Here is a 23,919-nt window from a genome sequence, read left to right on the forward strand (position 1 = left end):
TTCGGTATGAAACGACTCGGTTTGAAGTCGCGGGGCAGAATACGAATACGTCCGCCCGCTGCAACTTCAAAAGCGCTTGGAAACGCCAGAAAACAAGGGGGTTCGGCCGTTTTTCACAACAAGGCCGGCGAAAACGCCGGCCTTTTTCACACATTTTTGCACAACGTCGCGGAAATGCCGCACCGGTTCAGTGCGCCAGGCCCGGTTGCCCGTCCTCGGCGGCGTCCACCGGAGCCACCGGGCGGGAGGCCGTTGCCGGGTCCCATTCGATGGGTTCGGGCTTGCGCAGCAGCGCATGTTCGAGCACTTCGCCCATGCGCGAGACCGGCACGATTTCCAGATTGTTCTTCACGTTGTCCGGAATTTCGGCCAGGTCCTTGGCGTTCTCTTCCGGGATCAGCACCTTCTTGATGCCGCCGCGAAGGGCCGCCAGCAGCTTCTCCTTCAAGCCGCCGATCGGCAGGACGCGGCCGCGCAGGGTGATCTCGCCGGTCATCGCCACGTCCTTCGAAACCGGAATGCCGGTCATGATGGACACGATGGCAGTGGCCATCGCGACACCTGCCGACGGTCCGTCCTTCGGGGTCGCGCCTTCCGGAACGTGGACGTGGATGTCCGACGTATCGAAGCGGGGCGGCTCGATGCCGAAATCGACGGCGCGCGAGCGGACATAGGATGCCGCCGCCGAAATCGATTCCTTCATCACGTCCTTCAGGTTGCCCGTTACCGTCATGCGGCCCTTGCCGGGCATCATGGCGCCTTCGATGGTCAGCAGTTCGCCGCCCACTTCCGTCCAGGCCAGACCCGTGACGACACCGACCTGATCCTCACGCTCGGCCTCGCCGTGGCGGTAACGCGGAACGCCGAGGTAATCCTCGATGTTGGCCGCCGTCACATGCACGGATTTCACGTTGCCGCGCAGGATCTCGGTGACGGCCTTGCGGGCGAGCTTCATCAGTTCGCGCTCGAAGGAGCGCACGCCCGCTTCCCGCGTGTAACGCTGGATGACGGCCATCAGTGCGTCGTCGGAGACGGAGAACTCGCCCTCGCGCAACGCGTGTTCCTTGATCGCCTTCGGCAACAGGTGACGGCGGGCGATTTCGCGCTTCTCGTCCTCGGTGTAGCCGGCGATGCGGATGATCTCCATGCGGTCCATCAACGGAGCCGGAATGTTGAGCGTGTTCGCCGTGGTGATGAACATCACGTCGGACAGGTCGTATTCCACCTCCAGATAATGGTCCATGAAGGTTGCGTTCTGTTCCGGATCGAGCACCTCCAGCAGGGCCGAAGACGGATCGCCGCGGAAGTCCATGCCCATCTTGTCGATCTCGTCGAGCAGGAAGAGCGGGTTGGCCTTCTTCGCCTTCTTCATCGACTGGATGACCTTGCCGGGCATCGAGCCGATATAGGTGCGGCGATGGCCGCGGATTTCCGCCTCGTCCCGCACGCCGCCGAGCGCCATGCGGACATATTCGCGGCCGGTGGCCTTGGCGATCGAGCGGGCAAGCGAAGTCTTGCCGACGCCGGGAGGACCGACGAGGCACAGGATCGGCCCCTTGATCTTGGTGGCGCGCGCCTGCACGGCCAGATATTCGACGATGCGTTCCTTCACCTTGTCGAGGCCGAAATGGTCCTCGTCGAGGATCCGTTCGGCATTGGCGAGGTTGGTCTTGATCTTCGACTTCTTGCCCCAGGGCAGGCCCAGCAGCCAGTCCAGATAGTTGCGCACGACGGTGGCTTCCGCCGACATCGGGCTCATCTGGCGCAGCTTCTTCAGCTCGGCGTCGGCCTTCTCCTTGGCTTCCTTGGACAGCCGGGTCTTGGAGATACGCTCCTCAAGCTCGGCCATCTCGTCGCGGCCGTCCTCGCCGTCGCCAAGCTCCTTCTGGATCGCCTTCATCTGTTCGTTGAGGTAGTATTCGCGCTGGGTCTTCTCCATCTGGCGCTTGACGCGCGAGCGGATGCGCTTCTCCACCTGAAGAACGGAGATTTCGCCTTCCATGAAGCCGAGCGCCTTTTCGAGACGCGTCTTCACGCTCACCGTTTCGAGCATTTCCTGCTTTTCGGTGATCTTGATCGAAAGATGCGAGGCAATCGTGTCGGCAAGCTTCGACGGGTCGTCGATCTGGCCGGCAACGCTGACGACTTCCGGGGAAATCTTCTTGTTCAGCTTCACATAATTCTCGAATTCCGAAACCGTGGAGCGGGACAGCGCCTCGATCTCAACAGCGTCCTCCTCCGGCTCGTCGAGCACGTCGGCAGAGGCCTCGTAGAATTCCTCGCGGTCGCTATAGGCGTCGATGCGCGCACGCGCCTTGCCCTCGACCAGCACCTTCACGGTGCCGTCGGGCAGTTTCAGAAGCTGCAATACATTCGCGACCGTGCCCACCTTGTAGATGGCATCCGGCGCAGGATCGTCGTCGCCCGCATTGGTCTGCGTGACGAGCATGATCTGCCGGTCGGACCCCATGACCTCTTCCAGCGCGCGGATCGACTTCTCGCGACCGACGAAGAGCGGAACGATCATATGGGGGAAGACCACGATGTCGCGAAGCGGCAGAACCGGATAGAGATTGGAACCGGTGTCCGCAGACGTAACAGTCGCCATGATATTTCCTTTCCACTGTCCCGGTGGCCGGGACCACTTCGCCCCGACGCATGGATCGGGGCGATCCACAGGTCTTCGGCGTATTTCCTTTTCCACCCACAGGTGGAGTGTCGCAGCAGAGTTTTCAAGCCTTTGCGAAAAGGCCGGCACTGTGCCTGCGTCAAACACGATACGGAAGGATACTCAAAAAACACCGCCCGGACGGGCCAGCGGCATCATGCCGGAAAAGCGCCCGCACACATCGGAATCGCATGCATGCGGGCCGGATCGCCCCGGCGGGCGGGAGCGCTGGGGCGGGGCGGATGGAAGCCGCCCCTGCCCCGGTCTGGCGTCAGGCCGAAGCGTTCGCCTTCTCGTCCTGACGATCCGCGTAGATGTAGAGCGGGCGGGCGGTGCCGCGGACGACCTCTTCGGAAATGACCACCTCGCGGACGCCTTCCAGCGTCGGCAGCTCGAACATGGTGTCGAGCAGGATCTTTTCCATGATCGAGCGCAGGCCGCGGGCGCCGGTCTTGCGGATGATGGCCCTGCGGGCGATCTCGCGCAGCGCGTCCTCGTGGAAGGTCAGTTCGACGTCTTCCATCTCGAACAGGCGCTGGTACTGCTTGACCAGCGCGTTCTTCGGCTCCGACAGGATCTGGATCAGCGCATCCTCGTCGAGATCCTCCAGCGTCGCGATGACCGGCAGACGGCCGATGAATTCCGGAATGAGGCCGAACTTCACCAGGTCTTCCGGCTCGAGATCGCGCAGGATGTGACCGACGCGGCGGTCGTCCGGCGCGGCCACCTTGGCACCGAAGCCGATCGAGGTCTTTTCCGAGCGGGCGGAAATCACCTTGTCGAGGCCGGCGAAGGCGCCGCCGCAGATGAACAGGATGTTGGTCGTGTCCACCTGAAGGAATTCCTGCTGCGGGTGCTTGCGGCCGCCCTGCGGCGGCACGGACGCGACCGTTCCTTCCATGATCTTCAGAAGCGCCTGCTGCACGCCCTCGCCCGACACGTCGCGGGTGATCGACGGGTTGTCGGACTTGCGGGAGATCTTGTCCACCTCGTCGATGTAGACGATGCCGCGCTGGGCCCGCTCGACGTTGTAGTCGGCGGATTGCAGGAGCTTCAGAATGATGTTCTCGACGTCCTCGCCGACATAGCCGGCTTCCGTCAGCGTCGTCGCGTCGGCCATCGTGAACGGCACGTCGATGATGCGGGCGAGCGTCTGGGCAAGATAGGTCTTGCCGCAACCGGTCGGACCGACCAGCATGATGTTCGACTTCGCAAGCTCGACTTCGCCGCCCTTCGAGGAGTGCGACAGGCGCTTGTAATGGTTATGCACGGCGACGGAGAGGATCTTCTTCGCCTGCTTCTGGCCGATGACATATTCGTCCAGGATCTTGATGATGTCCTGCGGCGTGGGAACGCCATCGCGGGACTTCACCATTGAAGACTTGTTTTCCTCGCGGATGATGTCCATGCACAATTCGACGCATTCATCGCAGATGAACACGGTCGGTCCGGCGATGAGTTTCCGGACTTCGTGCTGGCTCTTGCCGCAGAATGAACAATAGAGGGTGTTCTTCGAGTCGCCGCCGTTGCTGCCGCTGACCTTGCTCATATCACTTTCCTTCCAGCACGCCGGAACCCGCCGAAACCGGTCCCGGACACTTTCCTGCCGTCCTCGCCCCTACGAAACGACCGCTCCGTAAAGGCATCGCTGTCGGGGTACTGACCGGAGAGTAGAGCCCGTGGCCCCTTTTCCGGCTGCAACGACATCCCCTCGAACCGGGATGCTATGACGGCAACGCCGAACATAGCATTAACGGCCACACTAGTATTAACCCGTTCCCCGAGCGAGGAAAGCCCTCCGTTCGCACAAAGCGGTGAGTGTCCTTGCCTCGGGAGCGCCACGGTCAACCTTCCGTCACGCCTTCGATTTCGGCGCGAGACGTCAGGACCTTGTCGATCAGGCCCCAGTTCAGCGCTTCGTCGGGATCCATGAAGTGGTCGCGGTCCAGCGTCGCCTCGACCTCCTCGTAGGTGCGGCCGCAATGCCTCACGTAGATTTCGTTCAGGCGGCGCTTCATCTTGATGATGTCGCGCGCATGACGCTCGATGTCGGACGCCTGCCCCTGGAACCCGCCCGAAGGCTGGTGGACCATGACGCGGGCGTTCGGCGTGGCGAAACGCATGCCCTTCTCGCCGGCGGCAAGAAGCAGCGAGCCCATCGAAGCCGCCTGGCCGATGCACAGCGTCGACACGGCCGGCTTGATGAACTGCATCGTATCGTAGATCGCCATGCCCGACGTGACGACGCCGCCCGGCGAATTGATGTAGAGCGCGATCTCCTTCTTCGGGTTCTCGGCTTCGAGGAACAGGAGCTGGGCGCAGACGAGCGTCGCCGTCGCATCTTCCACCGGACCGGTGAGGAAGATGATACGCTCCTTCAGCAGGCGCGAGAAAATGTCGTAGGAGCGCTCGCCACGGTTGGTCTGCTCGACAACCATCGGCACCAGAGCCAGAGCGGTATCAACTGGATTTCGCATATCGGTCCTTCGCTACATCATCCCGCACAGGCTACCGCACCGGGAATCATTTCGAACATCGTGGAGTCCATACATAGAGTGTCAGTGGCCCGTACTTCAAGACGTGCGTCATGCAAATGCCACATGGCACCAGTCTCACGCACGGCTGAGTGATCGCAGCGTTAACGGCTTGCGACCAGGCGCGGCCCATCGGGAGACGCCGGGCAACGCGAAGCCCTTGCTATTGACGCCATTATGGCGCACGGTTACGAAAGCGACAGTTCTTGAAGCGGGCGATGCCGAGTGGAGAAAGATTACCTTCGCCCCGGGGATATTAAGGAGGACGCCATGTCTTCCGCAGTTCATACCGTCCGCCGATACGATGCCGCCAGCCTCATCGGCTTGCCGATAACCGTCCAGAGCCTCGTCGTGACCGGCTTTCCAATTGCAGGAGATCCGCCATGACAAGCATCGAACCCGCGACGAATGCCTAGCGCCGCCGGACAGGAGGGCAATTCAATGTTCAGCCCGCGATATCAATGCCGTAAGGACAATTCAGGGACGTGGAGTATCTTCGATACTTTTACAGGCCGGACGTGTGTCATGGATCATCAGCCGTTCACCCGGCTGCGGGAAGGCGACGCCATCGAAATCATGGAGATTTTGAACGGCGATCCCGCACGACATACGTTGCATTGAAGACAGACTGAAAGCGGGACCGGACTGTGATCGACGTCAGGACAGGATTGCTGATGTGGGCGCTTGAGGCGCTCTCGCTGTCGGTGGTGCTGCTGGCGTTGTGGATCGGCATGCGCCGGTCGCGAACGATCCTGTTCTGGAGCGCGGGCTTCGCGCTGCACGGGCTGGGGCTCGTCGGCGTCGCCCTGCGAGACCGCATTCCCGATTTCCTGTCGATCCAGGTCGCCAACACGGCGGCCCTGTTCGGCATGGGGCTGCTGCTGGCCGGCGTCCAGGCGCTCGACCGGCGCCCGGTTTCCGTGGCAATCTTCATTCCCGCCTTCGTCTGGACCGGCGGCATGCTGGTCCCGGGCGTCTACGAGACGCTGTGGGCCCGCCTGGCGCTCTACCAGGGCGCCGCCTCGACCGCCTACGCCCTGATCGGGCTTGCGCTGCTGCGCGGCAGCACGCCGACCGTCAACACGCGCACGGCGCTTGCCGCCCTCCAGTTCGTGCAGACGGCGCTGTCGCTCGCCGTCATGACGCTGATCGTCCTCTACAGGCCGACCGCCTTCCACGAACTCCCCCATGCGATCGCCATCGCCGTGACCGGCGGCCTGAGCATCATCGGCTCGCTGATCCTCGGCACGCGGCTGATGATGCTGGAAAACGAGCACAGGCTGAAGCGGCTGGCCGAAACCGACCCGCTGACCGGCGTTCTGAACCGGCGCGGTTTCGAACAGGCGTTCGACCGCATGAACGGCGCCCTTTTCCCCGACCTGCCGGCCACGGCGCTCGTCCATCTCGATCTCGACCACTTCAAGCGGATCAACGACCTTCACGGCCATCAGGCCGGCGATATCGTGCTGATGGCCTTCGCGCGCATGGCCGACGCCGTCATGGTCGGGCGCGGCGTCGTCGGACGCCTGGGCGGCGAGGAATTCGCCTGCGTCCTGCGCGTGGCCTCGGCAGCCGAAGCGGTGGAAGCGGCGGGCCGCATCCGCGAGGCACTGAAGCAGACGCCCGTCGCGCTCGCCGACAGCGAGATCGCCGTGACGACCAGCGCCGGCATCTCCATCGCCCCGCATGGCACGGCCGGCCTGTCGGCCATGCTCGCCGGCGCCGACCGCGCGCTCTATGCGGCAAAGCGCGCCGGCCGGGACCGGATCGGCATCGAATGCGAAGACGGCGTCCACATCGTCTCGGCAAGCGACGAGGCCGCCCTGAGCGACAGCACGGACCGCCAGGTCGCGGAACTGCAACGCATGCGGCTGATCGGGCGCACCTGAGCGCCGCGCCGTTCCGTTTGGCGCCGTTTCAGGCTATGGCTTGCCCATGCACACGATCACGCCCTTCCTTCGCCTCGATCCCGCCACCCGCCATGTTTCGCTGAACGCCCGCGATCCGGGCTTCTATACGAACCCGAACGAAACCTATGCGGCGCTGCACGCACACTGTCCGACCTTCTACTGGGAGGAACAGCGCATGTGGTTCCTCACCGGCTACACCCGGGTCAACGCGCTGCTGCGCGACCGGCGCTTCGGCCGGCAGATCCTGCATGTGGCGAGCCGTGAGGACCTCGGCCTGCCGCAGCCCCTGCCCCATCTGGAAAATTTCGACGCGGCGGAGGCGCATTCCCTTCTGGAACTGGAACCACCCGAGCATACGCGCCTGCGCACTCTCATCAACCGTGCCTTCGTTTCCCGCCAGATCGAGCATATGCGCCCGGGGATCGAGGACCTCGCCAACCGCCTGATCGACGGTTTCGCGCAGGACGGCGAGACGGAACTGCTCTCGCGCTTCGCCGACATCGTTCCGGTGACGATGATCGCCCGCATGGTCGGCATTCCCGAGGAGATGGGGCCGCAACTGCTCAGATGGTCGCACGACTATGTGGGCATGTACATGTTCAAGCGTTCGCGCGCCGACGAGGACGCCGCCGACCGCGCCGCGGCGGAATTTTCCGCCTATGTCCGGTCGGTCGTCGCCGCGCGCCGGGCCGCGCCACGCCAAGACCTCATCTCGCACATGATCCACACCGAGCATCGCGGCCAGTACCTGAGCGACGACGAGCTGGTCTCGACCATCATCGTCCTGCTCAATGCCGGCCACGAGGCGACCGTCCACCAGATCGGCAATTCGGTGAGGATCATCCTCGACAGCGGCCTCGACCCGGCCCGGCTGTTAGAGGACGCGGAGGCGACCGAACGCACGGTGGAGGAAACGCTGCGCATCTGCGCGCCCGTCCACATCTTCGACCGCTGGTGCCTGGAGGACGCCGAGATCGACGGCATTCCCTTCCGGCGCGGCGACAAGGTGGGGATGATCCTCGCCGCCGCCAATCTCGACCCGACCGTCTTCACCGATCCGCTGCGCTTCAGGCCGGACCGGAAGGAGGCCGCCAATCTCTCCTTCGGGGCGGGCATCCATTTCTGCATCGGCGCGCCGCTGGCCCGGCTGGAACTGAACGTGGTGCTGCCGCTCCTGTTCTCCCGACTGCCCGGCCTGCGGCTGAAGGAGACGCCGCGCGTGAAGGACGTCTACCACTTCCACGGCCTGGAACGGCTTGATCTGGTCTGGTGAGCGCAGCTCACATCCTCAGGTCGAGGCCCATCTGCCAGAAGTCGATTTCCAGCCGCGTCGCATCGCGGAAGGTCCGTGACAGAGCCGCGAAACGCTCCGGCGAGGCCGCGCCAAGCCGCGCATTCAGCCAGTCGACCTCGGCGGCGGCGGCCTCCTGAAATTCGTCGCCCGCATACATGCGCACCCATTCGGCATAGGGGTTCGCGTCCAGCACGGTGAAGGGCTGGGCGACGATCCAGCGGCCGATCTCCGCATATCCGACGACGCAGGGCGCCAGCGCCACATGCAGGTCGAGCAGGTCGCCGCGATGGCCCGCATCGAGCACGTAGCGCGTATAGGCCATCGTCGGGCGCGCTTCGGGCAGGTCCGCGAGGTCGGCGGGCGAAATGCCCCATTCCCGGCAATAGGAAACATGCAGGTCGATTTCGATGTCGACGATCGTCTTCAACGTGGCGAGTGCGGAGCGGATTTTACCGAGGTCGCCCGATTTGTAGACCGCAAGCCCCCAGGCCCGGGCGAAATGCACGAGAAACAGATAGTCCTGCTTCAAATAGTGCCGGAAAGCCTCGGCGGGCAACGTGCCGCGGGCGAGCCGCCGGATGAAATCGTGCTCGCAATAGGCCTGCCAGTCGCTCCGGCAGGTCTGCTTCAGTCGTTCGAAAGGCGTGTCGGTCATGGCGTCTTCTCCGTTCCATCGTCGTCCGTCCGGAAGGCGGGCGGAGAGACGCAAGGCACGGCTGGACGCCGGCGGGGTGCGGACGTCGCGACGGGCTTGATTCCTACGCCGGTGCAAACCGGATCAGGTTCAGCGGGTTCGGCGATGAGTTCCGGTGAGGTCTTCACCGTTTCGCGGCACCGAGCGGAAAAGAGTTTCCGCCTTTCCGGCACGGCCTGTTCGCCATCTCAGCCGGTTCCACCGGCGCCCCGTCAAGTCGACGGCCAATGGAGCAAAGGACGGCGGCCCTGTCAACGGCGGCTCACGAGGCGGCCAGCGCTTTCTTCCGGAAGACTTCGTCCGCCAGTTCCAGCCAGACGCGGGCGGCATGCGGCAGATAGGCGTTGCGTCGCCAGACGAAGGCCATGTGCCAGTTCATACCGGGATCGACCACGGCCCGGTGGACCACACCGTCATGAACGCGCTGGCGGGCTATCATGCGCGGCAGGAACCCGACGCCGAGCCCGGCCGCCACCAGTTCGACGATGAAATTGATCTGGCTGGAGCGCGCCGCCACCTGCGGCTGGAAACCCTGGCTGCGGCAGGCATCGAGAATGATCGGATTGAGCGCGAAGCCCGCATCGAACAGGATGAAGGCCATGTCCCGCAGATGCGCCAGCGGTATCGCTTCCTCAGCCGCCAGCGGGTGGCTTTCCGGCAGCAGCACGTCGATGGGCTCCAGCCGCACCTCCTGCCATTCGAACTCCTCCGGCACCGGCAGCAGCGAGGCGCCGAGATCGACCTCGCCGTCGCGCACCAGTTCCTCGAGCCGCTTCGATCCGTGCTCGACAAGCTGGATTTCGATGCCCGGATAGCGGCTGCGGTAAATGGCGAACAGCGGCGCGAAGAGCGCGTCGGAACCGATGGGCGGCAGGCCGAGCCTGAGACGGCCGCGCTTGAGGCCGCGGAACTCTTCCAGCTCCGCCAGAAGGTCGTCCCGCTCGGCCAGTATGGTCAGCGCCCGGCGGTAGACGATTTCGCCCGCCGCCGTCAGCGTCGAGCGGTGGCCGATGCGGTCGAGCAGCGTCAGCCCCAGTTCGTTTTCGAGCTGGCGCACCGACTTGCTGACCGCCGATTGTGTGGTAAAGACGGCCTTGGCCGCCTCGGAAAACCCGCCCCGGCGCACCACTTCCACAAAAGCCCTCAGCATCCGTAATTCCATATTTATTCCTACCTAGAATGATTTTCATGAAATCAATTCGTTTTACTCATATCGCAATGCCGCGTATAGGGGAAGGCGAAGATCAACGCCCAACCCATTCCGGTCATGACCAGCCACATCACTCCCCTTCGCCGCATCGGGCTTACCGTCCGTCACGTCCTGCATCGTAGCATGATGGGACAGATCGCGCTGATCGTGCTGTTCTGGATGGTCGGCGAGCTGATCGTTTCCGTCACCCGCCTGCCGGTTCCCGGCGGCGTTGCCGGCCTGTTCATCGTTCTCGCCCTGCTCGTCTCCGGCAGGCTCAGGCTGGTCAGCATGCAGAGGGGCGCGCGCTGGTTCATAGCCGAACTGCTGCTTTTCTTCGTTCCCGCCGTTCTCGCCGTCATGGATCACCGCGAATTCATCGGGCTGACCGGCCTGAAGATCCTCGCCGTCATCGTCGTCGGCACCGCGGCCGTGATGCTGGTGACGGCGCTTGCCGTCGATTTCGGCTACCGGATGATGCTGCGCCGCGGGAAGGTCACGCTCCATGCTGCCGAATGATCCCGTTTTCCAGACCGTCTTCTGGTCGGTCCTGACCATCGTGCTCTACATGCTGGCGAAGCGGCTCTACCGCCGCCTGCCCCGCACCTGGACGTCGCCGCTTCTGCTCACGCCGGTCATGCTGATCGTCGCTGCGCTGACGCTCCACACCGGCTACGCGGACTATATCCGGTCCACGCACTGGCTGATGCTGCTGCTGGGCCCGGCGACGGTCGCCTTCGCCATCCCGATCTACGAGCAGCGCGACCTCATACGCCGCACCTGGCCGGTGCTCGTCTTCGGCGTCACCGCCGGCTCGATCACCGCCATCGCCTGCGCCTACGGCATGGCCCACCTGCTCGGCCTGACGGACACCCTGCGCCTCAGCCTGCTGCCGCGCTCGATCTCGACGCCCTTCGCCATGACGATTTCCAGCGATATCGGCGGCGTGCCGGACCTGACGGCCCTGTTCGTCGTCGTGACCGGTGTCACCGGGGCCGCCGTCGGCGACATCCTGCTGAAATTCGTGCCCGTCCGCACGCCGCTGGCGCGTGGCGCCCTGTTCGGCATGGGCGCCCACGGAGCGGGCGTGGCCCGCGCCACCCAGATCGGCAGCGAGGAAGGCTCGATCGCCGGCCTGGTGATGGTGCTGGTCGGCCTCGTCAACGTCCTGTCCGCGCCGCTTCTCGCCCTGCTGCTGCGGGCGTGAGCCTCGCTCAGACGCGGATCACGTAGTCCTTGCGGGTGGTCTCCACCACTTCCCAGGTGCCCCGGAAGCCGGGGCGGATCACGAGGCGGCTGCCGGCCTTCAGGTGAACCGGCTCGCCGCCGTCCTCGGTCAGGATGGAATGGCCGGATAGGACGTGGAAATATTCCCATTCCGTATAGACCACGCGCCACTTGCCCGGCGTCGCCTCCCATATGCCGGCGTAAAGCCCGTCATCGTCGTCCTCCTCCAGACTCCAGGTCCGGAAGACGGGCGTACCGGACAGACGCCGGTTTTCGTCAGGCTCGCCCAGTTCCGGTTCGGTCCCGTCGATATCGAAGGAAATAGTGGTTTCCATGCGCCCGCTCCTTTGTACCTAGAGTGCTGCGAGAGATTGTTCGATGTCCGCGATGATGTCCGCCACGTCCTCGATGCCGACCGACAGGCGCACCACGTCCGGCCCGGCACCGGCGGCGATCTGCTGCTGCGGCGTAAGCTGGGCGTGGGTGGTCGAGGCCGGGTGGATGACGAGCGAGCGCGTGTCGCCGATATTGGCGAGGTGCGACAGCAGCTTCAGGCCCTGCACGAAGCTCTTGCCCGCCTCGAGGCCGCCCTCGATGCCGAAGGTGAAGACAGAACCCGCGCCCTTCGGGGAATAACGTTGCTGGAGCGCATGGTTCGGATCGTCTTCGAGGCCCGCATAGCGGACCCAGGCGACCTTTTCCTGCGTCTTCAGCCAGCGTGCCACGGCCAGCGCATTGTCGCAATGCCTTTGCATGCGCAGGGGAAGCGTCTCTATCCCTGTCTGGATCATGAAGGCGTTGAAGGGCGAGATCGCCGGGCCGAGATCGCGAAGGCCGAGCACGCGGCAGGCGATGGCAAAGGCGAAGCTGCCGAAGGCCTCGTGCAGCACGATGCCGGAATATTCCGGCCGCGGCTCGGAAAGCATCGGATAGTGGCCGGAGGCGGACCAGTCGAAGGTGCCGCCGTCGACGATGAGGCCACCCATCGAATTGCCGTGGCCGCCGAGGAACTTGGTCAGCGAATGGACCACGACATCCGCGCCATGCTCGATGGGCCGAACGAGATAGGGCGTCGCCATCGTGTTGTCGACGATCAGCGGCAGGCCGCGCCTGTGGGCGAGGTCGGCGACCGCCTCGATATCGATGAAGGTGCCGCCGGGATTGGCGAGGCTCTCGATGAAGACGGCCCGGGTCCTGTCGTCGATGGCCGCCTCGAAGGTGTCGAGGTCGTCGGTATCGGCGAACCTCGCCTCCCAGCCGAAGTTGCGGAAGGCGTGGCCGAACTGGTTGATCGAGCCGCCGTAAAGCCGCGTGGCGGCGACGAAATTGTCGCCCGGCTGCATCAGCGTGTGGAAGACCAGCATCTGCGCCGCGTGGCCGGACGCCACAGCCAGTCCCGCCGTGCCGCCCTCGAGCGCGGCGACCCGCTCTTCCAGCACGGCCTGCGTCGGGTTCATGATGCGCGTATAGATGTTGCCGAACTGGCGCAGACCGAAAAGGGCGGCGGCGTGATCGGCGTCGCTGAAGACGTAGGACGTGGTCTGGTAGATCGGCGTCACGCGCGCGCCGGTCGTCGGGTCCGGCGCCGCGCCGGCATGAATGGACAACGTGGCGAAACCCGGCTTGTGCTCGGTCATTATCTTTCTTCCTCCCTCGCAGCGGCATGCCCCGCCTCTCAGCCGGGCCGCCGTGCATTGAACGTCCGCGGTTGCCGGCAACCGCCGGTTTCCGCTGCAATCATAACGCGGGGGCAGGAAATGTTAACCGCCGATCTGTCGCACCAGTCGCGCCGTACAAGGCTCTTTTGATCGGAATCAATGCGGCGCGGCGCGAAAGGGTCCACTCATCGTCGCACGACACTGCTGGAGAGCCGCCATGACCGTTTTCCCCCAACCGTCTGCCTGTGCCATCATGCCCCATATCCACGAATGGTGGAGCGACCGCTGCCAGGAAAGCTGGGACGCCGAAGTCCTCGCCATCCTCGATATCGTTTCGCTCGATGCCATCGCCGGCCGGCACGGCCTCTCGCGCGCCGGCCTGATCGAGATCGCCGAACGCGACCCCTCGTCGTGCAGCGAGATGATCCGCATGATGCACGCGCTGAACATCGATCCGGTCGAGGCGGCGGACGAACCCGAATTCGCCGAAATGGCCCGCAACTGCGCAGGATGTCCCGACAAGGGCCGCTGCCGCAAGCATCTGGCGGCGGGCACCGCCGCTGCCCATCTCGATGCGTTCTGCGTCAATGCCGATGCCCTCAACGCCATGCGCGCCACGCCGCATCTTCTCGACCGCGTGTAATCAGCGGGCGTGTTCGCCGAGAAGGCGCGGTATCTCGATGGCCGGGCAACGGTTCATGACGACCTTGACGCCGGCCCGCTCGGCGAGGGCCGCCGCCGCGTCGTCGCGCACGCCGAGCTGCGACCAGATCACCTTGGGCGGCTGCGGCATGGCGAGCGCATCCTCCACCACCTTCGGCAGATATTGCGAGGCGCGGAACACGTCGACCATGTCCACCGGCCCGTCGACATCCGCCAGGGAGGCGGCCACGACGGCGCCGTTGATCGTCTTGCCGGCCTGTCCCGGATTGACCGGATTCACCCGGTATCCGTGTTCCTGAAGATAGCGCATGACTGCATTGGAAGGACGCGAGGGATCAGGCGAGGCGCCGACCAAGGCGATCACCTTCACCGATTTCAGGATATCGACGATATAATCGTCGTCGTAGCGATCATGATTCATGGACTCGTCCTCCTTGCCATTCCATAGGTTTTACATATCTCCAGAATATCGGCATGAAAGGGAGGACGTGATGAAAAAAGTCCTGATCGCACTCGTCGCCTTGGGCACCGCCTCTCCGGCCGCGGCGATTTCCCGCTACAACACGCCGGGCATGACCTGTGAAAGCATCCGCAATGCGCTTCGCAGCGAGGGTGCCGCGGTTCTGCGCTATCCCTCGGCCCGCAAGCCGGACCTGACGCTCTACGACCGCTATGTCCGCAGTTCCAGCCAATGCTCCGTCGATCAGTTCGCCGACCGGGCCTATGTGCCCGCGAAGGACAATCCGCGCTGCCCCGTGCTGCAATGCAAGCCCCTGCCCGATCCCGAAAATCCCTGGCCGATGCGGCTGGTGCCACCCAACCTGCGGCTGTGAGGCCGTCTAGAGCGCCTGACAAAGCCTAGCGGGATCGGCTGGCCACTCTCAGTCGGGCAGGATCATGTGGCCGTCCTTGTCGAGCGGCGAGAACGGATTGTGGGCGAGTTCCCACAAATGCCCGTCCGGGTCGGCGAAATAGCCGGAATAGCCGCCCCAGAACACCTTTTCGGGCGTCTTGACGCGCGTCGCGCCCGCCGAAAGCGCCAGCGCGAAGGCGTCATCCACGGCTTCGGGACTCTCCAGATTATGGGCGAGCGTGACGCCGGAAAAGCCGGACGGCGTATCGGCAACACCGGCATCCTTCGCCAGTTCGTGGCGCGGAAAGAGCGCCAGCGCCAGACCTTTCAGCCTGATGAAGACGATCTTCTCCTGCGACGCGGACGACCGCGTCCAGCCGAGCTTCTCGTAAAAGGCCGCGCTGCGCTCGACATCGGCGACGCCGAGGGTAATGAGCGAGACGCGTCGGTCGAACGTCATGTCATTCTCCCTTCCATTCCGGATGCCGTTTCTGGAGAAGGGCGCTGATCCCCTCCTCGGCGTCGGCGTTCAGCATGTTCTCGACCATGACGCGGGCGGCATAGTCGTAGGCTTCCTGAAGCGGCATGTCGATCTGGCGATAGAAGGCCTCCTTGCCGATCTTCAGCGTCAGCGGCGACTTCGCGGCGATGGCGGCGGCATATTTCGTCACCACCTGCGTCAGGTATTCCTTCGGCACGATGCGATTCACCAGACCGAAATCCTTGGCCGTTGACGCATCGATGGTTTCGCCGGTCAGGAGCATCTCCATCGCCTGCTTGCGATGGGCGGCGCGGGTCAAGGCCACCATCGGCGTCGAGCAGAACAGGCCGATATTGACGCCCGGCGTGCAGAAGGTCGAGGTGTCGGTGCAGATCGCCAGATCGCAGCTTGCCACGAGCTGGCAGCCGGCAGCCGTCGCCAGCCCGTCGATTTCGGCGATCACCGGCTTTGGCAGGCGGGCGATCGACAGCATCAGATCGGCGCAGAGCCGCACCGTCGCCTCGAAAAAGGCCCTGCCGCCGTCCTCGTCGGCACGGTGCAGCGTCATTTCCTTGAGGTCGTGGCCGGCGGAAAAAAGCTTGCCCGCCGCCGCGATGACCACGACGCGGACCGAACCGTCGGTGCCGGCGCGCTCAAGTTCCGCCGCCAGCGCCTGCATGAGCCCGACGGACAGCGCATTGGCCGGCGGGTTGTTCAGCGTCAGGCGCAGGACGCCGGCCTCCAGCGTCGACAGGACGAGGCCGGCCGGTCCCTCGGCGTCCTTGCGCAGCGATACGATTTCAGCCATGACGATCTCCTCCGGGCTTTTCGGGCAATGTGTCATATTTCCGCCTCCTACCGCCAGAGGCATGGCCCTGAAAAGGCCCTTCCGCCCGGATCGGCGACCGGTTGCGCAAGGAATTTTTTGTGGTATTGAAAAACCACATACATAAAGTATTGTTTTTGCTTTTCTATTTTCAAACGGCGCCGAACAGGCGCGCTTGACCGCCGGCGCGAGCACGGTTATAGGTCGCCGCGAATGTGCGGATTGGATCAATCCGTCGTCATGTCGGGCGGAAGCGCCTGTACCAAGCTATGAAGAAACGCCCGGTGCCTTGGGTACACGGGTCCCAACTAAAGAGAGTTGAACACTATGGGTACCTTCGTTCAGAAGCCCGCCGAGGTGGAGAAAAAGTGGGTCATCATCGACGCCGAAGGGCTGGTCGTAGGCCGTCTCGCCACCATCGTCGCCACGATCCTTCGCGGCAAGCATAAGGCCACCTACACCCCCCACGTCGACGATGGCGACAACGTCATCATCATCAACGCGGAAAAGGTCACTTTCACCGGCCGCAAGTATGCCGACAAGAAGTACTACTGGCATACCGGCTATCCGGGTGGCATCAAGGAGCGCACGGCTCGCCAGATCATCGAAGGCCGCTTCCCGGAGCGCGTCATCGAAAAGGCCGTCGAACGCATGATCCCGCGCGGCCCGCTCGGACGCCGCCAGCTCAAGAACCTGCGCGTCTACGCCGGCTCGAACCATCCCCATGAAGCCCAGCAGCCGGTCGCTCTCGACGTCGCCTCGCTGAACAAGAAGAACGTAAGGAGCGCCTGATCATGGCTGACCTCTCCTCCCTCAAGGACATCGCGCCCGCCCAGACCGAAGCCGCACCGGCCCACGTCCGCAAGGTCGATTCCCTCGGCCGCTCCTACGCGACCGGCAAGCGCAAGAACGCCGTCGCCCGCGTCTGGCTCAAGGCCGGCTCCGGCAAGATCGTCGTCAACGGCAAGGACTTCTCGGCCTACTTCGCCCGTCCGGTCCTCCAGATGATCCTCCAGCAGCCGATCGTCGCCGCTGCCCGCACGGGCCAGTTCGACATCATCGCCACCGTTGCCGGCGGCGGTCTCTCCGGCCAGGCCGGTGCCGTCCGTCACGGCCTGTCGAAGGCCCTCACCTACTTCGAGCCGGGCCTGCGCCCCGTTCTGAAGAAGGGTGGCTTCCTGACCCGCGACAGCCGCGTCGTCGAGCGTAAGAAGTACGGCAAGGCCAAGGCCCGCCGCAGCTTCCAGTTCTCGAAGCGCTGATCGCTTCCCTTCGGGATCGATGGAAAGGCGGGGCTTCGGCTCCGCCTTTTTCGTTTCCGGACTTTTTTCGAATTGCCTTCGCGGCGGCTTCCGTCCACCCTCCCGACAGTCCTATCCGGGTAAATCTCATGGCCAACAAGACCATCGACCATGCCATCACCGCCGCCTCGCTGACGTCGGCCGCTTCCGATCCGACCCATGCCGGCGTGCTGTCCTTCATGCGCCGGCGCTTCACCAAGTCGCTGAAGGGCGTGGACACCGTGGTCTGGGGCATTCCCTTCGACGCGGCGACGTCCAACCGGCCCGGCGCCCGTTTCGGGCCGCAGGCGATCCGCCGCGCCTCGGCGATCTTCGACAACGATCCGCAATACCCGTTCCATCGCGATATCTTCGCGAACATGGCGACAATCGACTACGGCGACTGCCTGCTGGATTACGGCAACCATCAGAAGACGCCGGCGACGATCGAGCGGGAGGCAGCGAAAATTCTCAAAAGCGCCTCCTACCTGATGACGATGGGCGGCGATCATTTCGTGACCTGGCCGCTTCTGAAGGCCCACGCCGCAAAGCATGGGCCACTGGCGCTGGTGCAGTTCGACGCCCATCAGGACACCTGGGACGACGACGGCCGGCGGATCGACCACGGCTCCTTCGTCGGCCGGGCGGTGCGCGACGGCGTGATCGATCCGGCCCGCTCGATCCAGATCGGCATCCGCACCCATGCGCCGCAGGATTTCGGCATCCGCATCCTCTACGGTTACGACGTGGAGGCGATGAGCGCGGCGGAGATCGCCGCCGCCATCCTCGACCATGTCGGCGGCGCGGCCGCCTATCTCACCTTCGACATCGACTGCCTGGATCCCGCCCATGCGCCGGGCACCGGCACGCCGGTCGCCGGCGGCCCCTCCAGCGCCAAGCTTCTCTCCGTGCTGGCCGGCCTCTCCGCGCTCGACGTGCGCGGCTCGGACGTGGTCGAGGTGGCGCCCGCCTACGACCATGCCGATATGACCGCCATTGCCGGGGCGACGGTTGCGATGTATATGCTTGGCCTGCGCTCCGGGCGCTTGCCGCGCGCGCGTTGAGAAACTGATTCAGGCTCATTCCGAACCGAATCCGAAAACCGTTCCAACCCTTTGAAAAGGCAGGAAGACAATGGCACCGAAAATCTTCATCGATGGCGAACACGGCACGACGGGGTTGCAGATCCGCACCCGCATGGCCGACCGCCGCGATGTCGAGCTGCTGTCGATCCCGGAAGCCGAGCGCCGCAATGCGCAGCTTCGCGAAGACCTGCTGAATTCGGCCGACGTCGCCATTCTCTGCCTGCCGGACGATGCGTCCCGCGAGGCGGTGAAGATGGTCGAGGGCAACAACCGGGTGCGGGTGATCGACACCTCGACGGCCTTCCGCATCGACCCGGACTGGGCCTATGGCTTTGCCGAAATGGACAAGGCCCAGGCGGACAAGATCCGTTCGGCCCGCTTCGTCGCCAATCCCGGCTGCTATCCCACCGGGGCCATCGCGCTCATCCGGCCGCTGCGCGCGGCGGGCATCGTGCTGGACAGCTATCCGGTCACGGTCAACGCCGTGTCGGGCTATACCGGCGGCGGCAAGCAGCTCATCGCCCAGATGGAGGACCCGGGCCGCGACGACGCCATTTCCGCCAGCCATTTCCTCTACGGGCTGACGCTCCGGCACAAGCATGTGCCGGAAATCACCACCTACGGGAAACTGGCCAGCCCGCCGCTCTTCGCGCCTTCGGTCGGCCGCTTCCCGCAGGGCATGATCGTGCAGGTTCCGCTGCATCTCGCCGCTCTTGCCGAAGGCACGACGCTGGAAAGCATCCATGCGGCGCTCGTCGAGCATTATGCCGGGCAGTCGATCGTGAATGTCGTTCCGCTGGAGGAAGGCATCGCCCTTCCCCGCATCGATGCGGAGGAACTCGCCGGCAAGGACACGATGAAGCTCTTCGTCTTCGGACAGAAGCGCGGCCCGCATGTCAATCTCGTCGCCCTGCTCGACAATCTCGGCAAGGGGGCGTCCGGTGCGGCGGTGCAGAACCTCGGCCTGATGCTTTCGGCCTGAAAGCGCAAGGAGGGTCGGCAATGGCGCTTCCGCAACGGCTTCGCTCCTTCATCGGCACGATCCTCATCATCGTGCTGGTGATCGTCTATGCGATCCTTGCCGTGACCGTCGCGTCCGCCCTCCTCGCCCAGTCCGCCGCGTGGGTGCATCTCCTCTATTTCCTGTTCACGGGCATCCTGTGGGTACTGCCGGCCATGCTGATCATCAAATGGATGGCCGGGCCGAAGCCGGGGCGCTGATATCCGTTAAAATGCAAGCCTTTCCGGCAAACGGGCATTCACCCTGTTCCCAATCGCGCGCCGGCACGCCGCCGCAATAAACCTCCCGTTACCGCTTGCGCATTAGCGTTGCCGCACAACCTTTCATGGGGAGAAAAGGCGTGCTTGCTCTCAAGGAACCCGTCGAGCAGACCTGCACACAGACACGCGTCGTCGCGCCCGTCGCGAACCTGCCGCTTCCACTCGCGCGGGTCGGCGACGCCGCCAACCGCCTGACGCTGGAACTCTACGACGCGATGGAGCCGCTGGAAACCGAGTGGCGCCGGCTGGACCGCGACGCGCTCAACTCGTTGCACCACTCCTGGGACTGGTGCAGGCACTGGGTTGCGACCCACGACGCGCCGGTCGTCATCCTGCGCGGCGAACGCGCCGGGCGGACGCTTTTCCTGCTGCCGCTCGAAATCAGGAAGCGGCGCGGGGTGCGGGTGGCAGGCTTCATCGCCGGCGATTTCAGCAATCTCAATACGGGGCTGGTGTCCCCCTGCTTCCGGCGCGGCGATGCCATTGCCGACCCGGCCGGCTTCGCGGCATCCGTCGCGCAGCTTCTCACCGGGCGGGCCGACCTCGTGGCGCTGCGGTCCATGCCGCTTTCCTGGCGCGGAACCGTCAATCCCTTCGCAGTCCTTAACGCCATCGACAACCACAACCGCAGCTTCCACCTGCCGCTGGCGGGCGACATGGACACGACGCTGAGACAGGTCAACGCCAAGCGGCGGCGCAAGAAGTTCCGCCACCAGCAGCGGCGGCTGGAGGCGCTGGGCGGCTACGAGCATGTGATCGCCGCAACACCCGGCGAGAAGGCTGCGATCCTCGACCTGTTCTTTCGCCAGAAAGCCGCGCGTTTTGCCGCTCTCGGCCTGCCGGACGCGTTCGGTGCGGCCGAAACGAAGGCGTTCTTCCATGCACTGGCGAAAGCGGACGACGGCGGGCGCGATGCGGCGCTACGCCTGCACGCGCTGCGGCTGACGGGCGAAAACGAAGGGCATATCGCCGCCATTGCCGGGCTGTCGCTCAAGGGGGATCACGTCCTGTGCCAGTTCGGCTCCATCGATGACAGCCTGGCCGCCGATACCAGCCCGGGCGAGTTCCTGTTCTGGCTGATGATCGAGCAATGCGTGAACGAGGGCTATGCGCTGTTCGATTTCGGCATAGGCGACCAGCCTTACAAGCGAAGCTGGTGCTCGGCCTCCACCACCCTGCACGATGTGCTGCTGCCGATCAGCACGCTCGGCCGGGCCGGGCGCGCGGTGGCGTTCGGCCTCATCCATGCCAAGGCCTTCGTCAAGCGCCATCGCCGGCTTTACGCGACGATCCAGCGCCTTCGGGCCGGACGGAGCGCCGCCGGCGAGAAAACGCCGGACGATCAGGCGGCCTGACGGTCGCCCCGGTCGCTTCCGTCCGGCAGCGGGCCTGCCAGAAGCAGGACGTCGCCGAAGCCCGCGCGGGCGAACTCGCCGACCAGATCCTCCAGCCGCGCCTCGTCGGGCGTGCGCATCGTGATCAGCACGAGGGCCTTGCGTCCTCTCAGGAGCTTGCCGACATCCTCGCCGCTGACGGAGCCGCATTCGACGATCACCCGCTCATAGGCTTCCGTCAGCGCCGACAGGATCATCGGCAGGCGTTCGATGGAACGCAGGGCGTCGTGCAGATCGGCGGTGCCCTGCGGAACGATGTGGGCGCGCGAATGCAGGTCGGGATGGATGATGTCGCTGAAGGCGGCCTCACCCGTCAAAAGATCGGTCAGGCCCGGCAGGTCCAGGCGCTCGGTCGCCAGAACCGTCGGCGTGCCGGTTCCCGTCAGGTCCATGACGAGAACGCGCAGGCCGCCTGCGGCCAGACGGCGGGCCATCTCGACGGTCAGCGCCGAGCCTTCGTCCCCTTCGGGCGACACGGCGACGACGGGCACGCCGTCATAATCGCCCCTGGCGATCGCGGCGGCGACGCCGTTCAGCGAGAATTCGTTGTCGACCGGCCCGGTCTCTGTCTCGGGAATCACCGATGCGGACGGGGCCTCCTCGACGACCGGGAGGCGCGCCATCGCCCCCGTGCGGGCGGCGCTTTCCGGCGCGACGGGCTGCGGTACGGGCTCCGCCTCCACCGCGTCGCCGGCTTCCTCCTCGGCCTCGATGAGGGGCCGCAGGGCGCGGCCGCTGAACAGTTCCGCCAGCATCACGAAGACGGCGGCCAGAATGAAGCCGGCCAGAGCCGCGACGATGGTGATCGGAACGACCTTGGGAAAGGCCGCTTCGCGCGGCTCGACGGCCCGCGAGATGACGCGCGCATCGGCGGGCGCCGCGTTCGGGTCCATGCGTGAGGCGGCTTCGCGGTAACGGGCGAGATAGGTTTCGAGAAGCTGGCGCTGGGCCGCCGCTTCGCGCTCGAGCGCCTTGAGTTCCACCTCGCTCTCGCCGGCCCGGGCCGATTCGGCCTTCATCCGGTTGAGCTGTGCGGTCAGTTGCTGCTCGCGCAGGCGCGTGACGGTCGCCTCGTTGTCGAGGCTGGCGAGAACGCGGCGCGTTTCGGCGCGGATCTGCTCACGCACGCCGGAAAGCTGGCCGCGCAGCCCCTTCAGGCGCGGGTGCCCTTCCAGCAGCGAGGTGGACAGATCGGCGATCTGCGACTGGATGGTCGCCTCCTGCTCCTTGAGCCGCTGGATGACCGGCGCGGCAACGATCTCACCGAGCGATTCCGTATCGCCGCCAGCGGCTAGCGTGGTGCGGACATGCTCCGCGCGGGCCTCGGCGGATGCGCGTTCGCCGCGCACGCGGGTCAGTTCGGCGGAGATGTCGTTGAGCTGCTGGGTCGCGACCGTCGAGGTCTCGCTGGTCTGCAACAGATCGAAAGAGGCGCGATAATCGGCCACCTTCTTTTCCGCCTCGCGCACCTTGTCGCGCAGATTGGCGATCTCGGGCTCGAGCCAGCGGGCGGTGTCGGAACTCGTGTCCAGCTTCGCGCCGCTTTGCAGGGCGAGGTAGACTTCCGCCATCTTGTTGGCGACCTCGGCGGAAAGCTTCGGGTCCTTCGAGGAGAATTCGATGGCGACCACGCGCGAGCCCGGGGCCTGATAAACGGTCAGCCGTTCGCGGAAGGCCTTGATGGAGCGCTCCTCGGGCGCCAGTTCGCCGTCACCTCCCCCGAGCCCGATCAGCGACAGAATGCCGCCCGAGCCGCCGCCGTCGAATTCGTCGATATCGAACAGCTTCAGGTCGCGCGCCACCTGCTTGATCAGGTCGGTCGATTGCAGAAGCTGCACCTGGCTCGATATGGCCAGTTCGTCGGGAAGGCCTGCGCCGCCGGCGGCGCTCTCCGCGGCGAGAACGCGGGGCTCGATCAGCAGCCGGGTTTCCGCCTTGTACTGCCTGTCGAGGGAACTAGCGCCGGCGAAGGCGACACCGGCGGCAAGCACCGTTACCGCCAGGACGGTCTTCCTGCGCTCCCATATCGCGCGAAAGAGCTGGATGAGGTCGATGTCCACATCCTGACTGTTTCTGGCTACGCCGTACATCCCAGACTCCCAAACACCGCAACATCGCCGGAGCGTAAAGGATCATGGTAACTCAAGCGTTAATGGCGGCCTTCCGGCAGCCGGTTACTACGTCACCCACATCGGTGCGCATTATTTACGGCGATGTTTACTACGCGTTAACCCTAACGGATTGATAACAATTCCATACAAATCTTCACCCTTGGAGCATGATTGCGTATGTCCTCCGCCCTGTCACGTTTCGCCCTGCCGAAACATGTCCTCATGCTCGGGCTCGCGCTCGTGCCGGCGGGGCTGGCCGGATGCACGCATTACCAGCCGGCGCCACAGGCCTTTCAGGAAGCGACCATCCAGCCCTACCGCCTCGACAGCGGCGACCGGCTGCGCATCACCGTCTTCGAACAGACCGGCCTGACCAACAGCTACAGCGTCGACCAGGCCGGCTACATCTCCTTCCCGCTGATCGGCCAGGTGCCCGCACGCGGACGCACCCTGCCCGAGCTGGAAAAGGCCATCGCCCAGAAGCTTCAGCAGGGCTATCTGCGCGACCCCGACGTCACCATCGAGATCGACCGCTACCGTTCCATCTTCGTCATGGGCGAAGTCGGCCAACCCGGACAATATTCCTACGTAGCGGGCATGACGGTCCAGAACGCCATCGCCATCGCCGGCGGCTTTTCTCCGCGCGCCAACCAGCGCGACGTCGACGTCACCCGCAAGATCAACGGCGAAATCATGACCGGGCGCGTCACCATCTCGGACCCGATTCTCGCCGGCGACACCCTTTATGTCCGCGAGCGCCTGTTCTGATCC

At 64.8% G+C, this 23,919-nt stretch carries 24 protein-coding genes and 1 riboswitch; of the genes, 13 read left to right on the forward strand and 11 right to left on the reverse strand.

Annotated elements, in window-relative coordinates:
* Positions 1 to 187: 187 nt before the first annotated feature.
* The 3 genes from lon to NOF55_RS17680 all read right to left on the reverse strand — a co-directional run bounded on the left by lon (position 188) and on the right by NOF55_RS17680 (position 5,145).
* Positions 188 to 2,608, reverse strand: a complete 2,421-nt coding sequence (gene lon / locus NOF55_RS17670; protein ID WP_306412438.1) for an endopeptidase La — start codon at positions 2,606 to 2,608, stop codon at positions 188 to 190.
* A 331-nt stretch (positions 2,609 to 2,939) separates the two neighbouring features.
* The gene (gene clpX / locus NOF55_RS17675; RefSeq protein ID WP_306412439.1) at positions 2,940 to 4,217 is read right to left on the reverse strand and encodes an ATP-dependent Clp protease ATP-binding subunit ClpX; all 1,278 of its coding nucleotides are present in this window, start codon (positions 4,215 to 4,217) and stop codon (positions 2,940 to 2,942) included.
* Positions 4,218 to 4,512: 295 nt separating this feature from the next.
* Entirely contained in the window at positions 4,513 to 5,145 is a 633-nt protein-coding gene (locus NOF55_RS17680) for an ATP-dependent Clp protease proteolytic subunit (RefSeq protein WP_306412440.1), read from the reverse strand.
* Between the two features lie 704 nt (positions 5,146 to 5,849).
* Between NOF55_RS17680 and NOF55_RS17685 the strand changes: the two genes are divergently transcribed.
* Positions 5,850 to 7,091, forward strand: coding sequence for a GGDEF domain-containing protein (locus tag NOF55_RS17685; protein WP_306412441.1), 1,242 nt, complete (start codon positions 5,850 to 5,852; stop codon positions 7,089 to 7,091).
* A gap of 46 nt (positions 7,092 to 7,137) precedes the next feature.
* Positions 7,138 to 8,385 carry a cytochrome P450 gene (locus tag NOF55_RS17690; protein ID WP_306412442.1) on the forward strand — a complete coding sequence of 416 codons (1,248 nt, stop codon included), beginning with the start codon at positions 7,138 to 7,140 and terminating at the stop codon, positions 8,383 to 8,385.
* A gap of 7 nt (positions 8,386 to 8,392) precedes the next feature.
* Here the strand turns inward: NOF55_RS17690 and tenA are convergent, their stop codons facing one another.
* Both tenA and NOF55_RS17700 read right to left on the reverse strand, forming a co-directional pair.
* The gene (gene tenA, locus NOF55_RS17695) at positions 8,393 to 9,061 is read right to left on the reverse strand and encodes a thiaminase II (RefSeq protein WP_306412443.1); all 669 of its coding nucleotides are present in this window, start codon (positions 9,059 to 9,061) and stop codon (positions 8,393 to 8,395) included.
* A gap of 83 nt (positions 9,062 to 9,144) precedes the next feature.
* Positions 9,145 to 9,322: riboswitch (TPP riboswitch) on the reverse strand.
* Between the two features lie 40 nt (positions 9,323 to 9,362).
* A complete protein-coding gene (locus NOF55_RS17700; RefSeq protein WP_306412444.1) occupies positions 9,363 to 10,262 on the reverse strand; it encodes a LysR family transcriptional regulator in 900 nt (299 codons plus the stop codon).
* A gap of 105 nt (positions 10,263 to 10,367) precedes the next feature.
* Between NOF55_RS17700 and NOF55_RS17705 the strand changes: the two genes are divergently transcribed.
* Together NOF55_RS17705 and NOF55_RS17710 are read left to right on the forward strand one after the other, a co-directional pair.
* Complete coding sequence (locus tag NOF55_RS17705) at positions 10,368 to 10,808, forward strand: CidA/LrgA family protein (protein ID WP_306412445.1); 441 nt, start codon at positions 10,368 to 10,370, stop codon at positions 10,806 to 10,808.
* On the forward strand, positions 10,795 to 11,496 hold the full coding sequence (locus NOF55_RS17710; RefSeq protein ID WP_306412446.1) for an LrgB family protein: 702 nt from the start codon (positions 10,795 to 10,797) through the stop codon (positions 11,494 to 11,496). The genes NOF55_RS17705 and NOF55_RS17710 overlap by 14 nt, the downstream gene beginning before the upstream one ends.
* A gap of 7 nt (positions 11,497 to 11,503) precedes the next feature.
* Here NOF55_RS17710 and NOF55_RS17715 read toward each other — a convergent pair whose 3' ends face one another.
* Both NOF55_RS17715 and NOF55_RS17720 read right to left on the reverse strand, forming a co-directional pair.
* Entirely contained in the window at positions 11,504 to 11,851 is a 348-nt protein-coding gene (locus NOF55_RS17715; RefSeq protein WP_306412447.1) for a cupin domain-containing protein, read from the reverse strand.
* An 18-nt stretch (positions 11,852 to 11,869) separates the two neighbouring features.
* On the reverse strand, positions 11,870 to 13,153 hold the full coding sequence (locus tag NOF55_RS17720) for an O-acetylhomoserine aminocarboxypropyltransferase (protein ID WP_306412448.1): 1,284 nt from the start codon (positions 13,151 to 13,153) through the stop codon (positions 11,870 to 11,872).
* A gap of 238 nt (positions 13,154 to 13,391) precedes the next feature.
* Between NOF55_RS17720 and NOF55_RS17725 the strand changes: the two genes are divergently transcribed.
* Entirely contained in the window at positions 13,392 to 13,817 is a 426-nt protein-coding gene (locus NOF55_RS17725; RefSeq protein ID WP_306412449.1) for a DUF6455 family protein, read from the forward strand.
* Here the strand turns inward: NOF55_RS17725 and NOF55_RS17730 are convergent, their stop codons facing one another.
* On the reverse strand, positions 13,818 to 14,258 hold the full coding sequence (locus NOF55_RS17730; protein ID WP_306412450.1) for a CoA-binding protein: 441 nt from the start codon (positions 14,256 to 14,258) through the stop codon (positions 13,818 to 13,820).
* 70 nt (positions 14,259 to 14,328) lie between these two features.
* On the opposite strand from NOF55_RS17730, the gene NOF55_RS17735 reads away from it, so the two are divergent.
* Entirely contained in the window at positions 14,329 to 14,670 is a 342-nt protein-coding gene (locus NOF55_RS17735) for a hypothetical protein (RefSeq protein ID WP_306412451.1), read from the forward strand.
* 48 nt (positions 14,671 to 14,718) lie between these two features.
* Here NOF55_RS17735 and NOF55_RS17740 read toward each other — a convergent pair whose 3' ends face one another.
* The gene (locus NOF55_RS17740; RefSeq protein ID WP_306412452.1) at positions 14,719 to 15,150 is read right to left on the reverse strand and encodes a VOC family protein; all 432 of its coding nucleotides are present in this window, start codon (positions 15,148 to 15,150) and stop codon (positions 14,719 to 14,721) included.
* A gap of 1 nt (position 15,151) precedes the next feature.
* Positions 15,152 to 15,979: an enoyl-CoA hydratase gene (locus NOF55_RS17745; RefSeq protein ID WP_306412453.1), complete on the reverse strand. Its 828-nt coding sequence runs from the start codon at positions 15,977 to 15,979 to the stop codon at positions 15,152 to 15,154.
* 345 nt (positions 15,980 to 16,324) lie between these two features.
* On the opposite strand from NOF55_RS17745, the gene rplM reads away from it, so the two are divergent.
* The 6 genes from rplM (at position 16,325) to NOF55_RS17775 (ending at position 20,998) form a co-directional block, all read left to right on the forward strand.
* Positions 16,325 to 16,789: a 50S ribosomal protein L13 gene (rplM, locus tag NOF55_RS17750; protein WP_306412454.1), complete on the forward strand. Its 465-nt coding sequence runs from the start codon at positions 16,325 to 16,327 to the stop codon at positions 16,787 to 16,789.
* Between the two features lie 2 nt (positions 16,790 to 16,791).
* A complete protein-coding gene (gene rpsI, locus NOF55_RS17755) occupies positions 16,792 to 17,259 on the forward strand; it encodes a 30S ribosomal protein S9 (RefSeq protein WP_306412455.1) in 468 nt (155 codons plus the stop codon).
* A 128-nt stretch (positions 17,260 to 17,387) separates the two neighbouring features.
* Entirely contained in the window at positions 17,388 to 18,341 is a 954-nt protein-coding gene (gene speB, locus NOF55_RS17760; RefSeq protein ID WP_306412456.1) for an agmatinase, read from the forward strand.
* Between the two features lie 70 nt (positions 18,342 to 18,411).
* The gene (gene argC / locus NOF55_RS17765; protein WP_306412457.1) at positions 18,412 to 19,344 is read left to right on the forward strand and encodes an N-acetyl-gamma-glutamyl-phosphate reductase; all 933 of its coding nucleotides are present in this window, start codon (positions 18,412 to 18,414) and stop codon (positions 19,342 to 19,344) included.
* A gap of 20 nt (positions 19,345 to 19,364) precedes the next feature.
* A complete protein-coding gene (locus NOF55_RS17770; protein ID WP_306412458.1) occupies positions 19,365 to 19,583 on the forward strand; it encodes a DUF2842 domain-containing protein in 219 nt (72 codons plus the stop codon).
* 140 nt (positions 19,584 to 19,723) lie between these two features.
* On the forward strand, positions 19,724 to 20,998 hold the full coding sequence (locus NOF55_RS17775) for a GNAT family N-acetyltransferase (protein ID WP_306412459.1): 1,275 nt from the start codon (positions 19,724 to 19,726) through the stop codon (positions 20,996 to 20,998).
* On the opposite strand, the gene NOF55_RS17780 is transcribed toward NOF55_RS17775, so the two are convergent.
* The gene (locus NOF55_RS17780; RefSeq protein ID WP_306412460.1) at positions 20,986 to 23,127 is read right to left on the reverse strand and encodes a GumC family protein; all 2,142 of its coding nucleotides are present in this window, start codon (positions 23,125 to 23,127) and stop codon (positions 20,986 to 20,988) included. The genes NOF55_RS17775 and NOF55_RS17780 overlap by 13 nt on opposite strands.
* A gap of 198 nt (positions 23,128 to 23,325) precedes the next feature.
* On the opposite strand from NOF55_RS17780, the gene NOF55_RS17785 reads away from it, so the two are divergent.
* Positions 23,326 to 23,916: a polysaccharide biosynthesis/export family protein gene (locus NOF55_RS17785; protein ID WP_306412668.1), complete on the forward strand. Its 591-nt coding sequence runs from the start codon at positions 23,326 to 23,328 to the stop codon at positions 23,914 to 23,916.
* Positions 23,917 to 23,919 lie beyond the last annotated feature (3 nt).

The sequence above is a fragment of the Ectorhizobium quercum genome, assembly GCF_026552795.1.
Classification (GTDB): domain Bacteria; phylum Pseudomonadota; class Alphaproteobacteria; order Rhizobiales; family Rhizobiaceae; genus Ectorhizobium; species Ectorhizobium quercum.

Excerpts from the sequence above, each read along its gene's own strand:
- lon (WP_306412438.1), bottom strand. The coding sequence starts at position 2,608 with ATGGCGACTGTTACGTCTGCGGACACCGGTTCCAATCTCTATCCGGTT.
- clpX (WP_306412439.1), bottom strand. The coding sequence starts at position 4,217 with ATGAGCAAGGTCAGCGGCAGCAACGGCGGCGACTCGAAGAACACCCTC.
- NOF55_RS17680 (WP_306412440.1), bottom strand. The coding sequence starts at position 5,145 with ATGCGAAATCCAGTTGATACCGCTCTGGCTCTGGTGCCGATGGTTGTC.
- NOF55_RS17690 (WP_306412442.1), top strand. The coding sequence starts at position 7,138 with ATGCACACGATCACGCCCTTCCTTCGCCTCGATCCCGCCACCCGCCAT.
- tenA (WP_306412443.1), bottom strand. The coding sequence starts at position 9,061 with ATGACCGACACGCCTTTCGAACGACTGAAGCAGACCTGCCGGAGCGAC.
- NOF55_RS17700 (WP_306412444.1), bottom strand. The coding sequence starts at position 10,262 with ATGGAATTACGGATGCTGAGGGCTTTTGTGGAAGTGGTGCGCCGGGGC.
- NOF55_RS17705 (WP_306412445.1), top strand. The coding sequence starts at position 10,368 with ATGACCAGCCACATCACTCCCCTTCGCCGCATCGGGCTTACCGTCCGT.
- NOF55_RS17710 (WP_306412446.1), top strand. The coding sequence starts at position 10,795 with ATGCTGCCGAATGATCCCGTTTTCCAGACCGTCTTCTGGTCGGTCCTG.
- NOF55_RS17715 (WP_306412447.1), bottom strand. The coding sequence starts at position 11,851 with ATGGAAACCACTATTTCCTTCGATATCGACGGGACCGAACCGGAACTG.
- NOF55_RS17720 (WP_306412448.1), bottom strand. The coding sequence starts at position 13,153 with ATGACCGAGCACAAGCCGGGTTTCGCCACGTTGTCCATTCATGCCGGC.
- NOF55_RS17725 (WP_306412449.1), top strand. The coding sequence starts at position 13,392 with ATGACCGTTTTCCCCCAACCGTCTGCCTGTGCCATCATGCCCCATATC.
- NOF55_RS17730 (WP_306412450.1), bottom strand. The coding sequence starts at position 14,258 with ATGAATCATGATCGCTACGACGACGATTATATCGTCGATATCCTGAAA.
- NOF55_RS17735 (WP_306412451.1), top strand. The coding sequence starts at position 14,329 with ATGAAAAAAGTCCTGATCGCACTCGTCGCCTTGGGCACCGCCTCTCCG.
- NOF55_RS17740 (WP_306412452.1), bottom strand. The coding sequence starts at position 15,150 with ATGACGTTCGACCGACGCGTCTCGCTCATTACCCTCGGCGTCGCCGAT.
- NOF55_RS17745 (WP_306412453.1), bottom strand. The coding sequence starts at position 15,979 with ATGGCTGAAATCGTATCGCTGCGCAAGGACGCCGAGGGACCGGCCGGC.
- rplM (WP_306412454.1), top strand. The coding sequence starts at position 16,325 with ATGGGTACCTTCGTTCAGAAGCCCGCCGAGGTGGAGAAAAAGTGGGTC.
- rpsI (WP_306412455.1), top strand. The coding sequence starts at position 16,792 with ATGGCTGACCTCTCCTCCCTCAAGGACATCGCGCCCGCCCAGACCGAA.
- speB (WP_306412456.1), top strand. The coding sequence starts at position 17,388 with ATGGCCAACAAGACCATCGACCATGCCATCACCGCCGCCTCGCTGACG.
- argC (WP_306412457.1), top strand. The coding sequence starts at position 18,412 with ATGGCACCGAAAATCTTCATCGATGGCGAACACGGCACGACGGGGTTG.
- NOF55_RS17770 (WP_306412458.1), top strand. The coding sequence starts at position 19,365 with ATGGCGCTTCCGCAACGGCTTCGCTCCTTCATCGGCACGATCCTCATC.
- NOF55_RS17780 (WP_306412460.1), bottom strand. The coding sequence starts at position 23,127 with ATGTACGGCGTAGCCAGAAACAGTCAGGATGTGGACATCGACCTCATC.
- NOF55_RS17785 (WP_306412668.1), top strand. The coding sequence starts at position 23,326 with ATGTCCTCCGCCCTGTCACGTTTCGCCCTGCCGAAACATGTCCTCATG.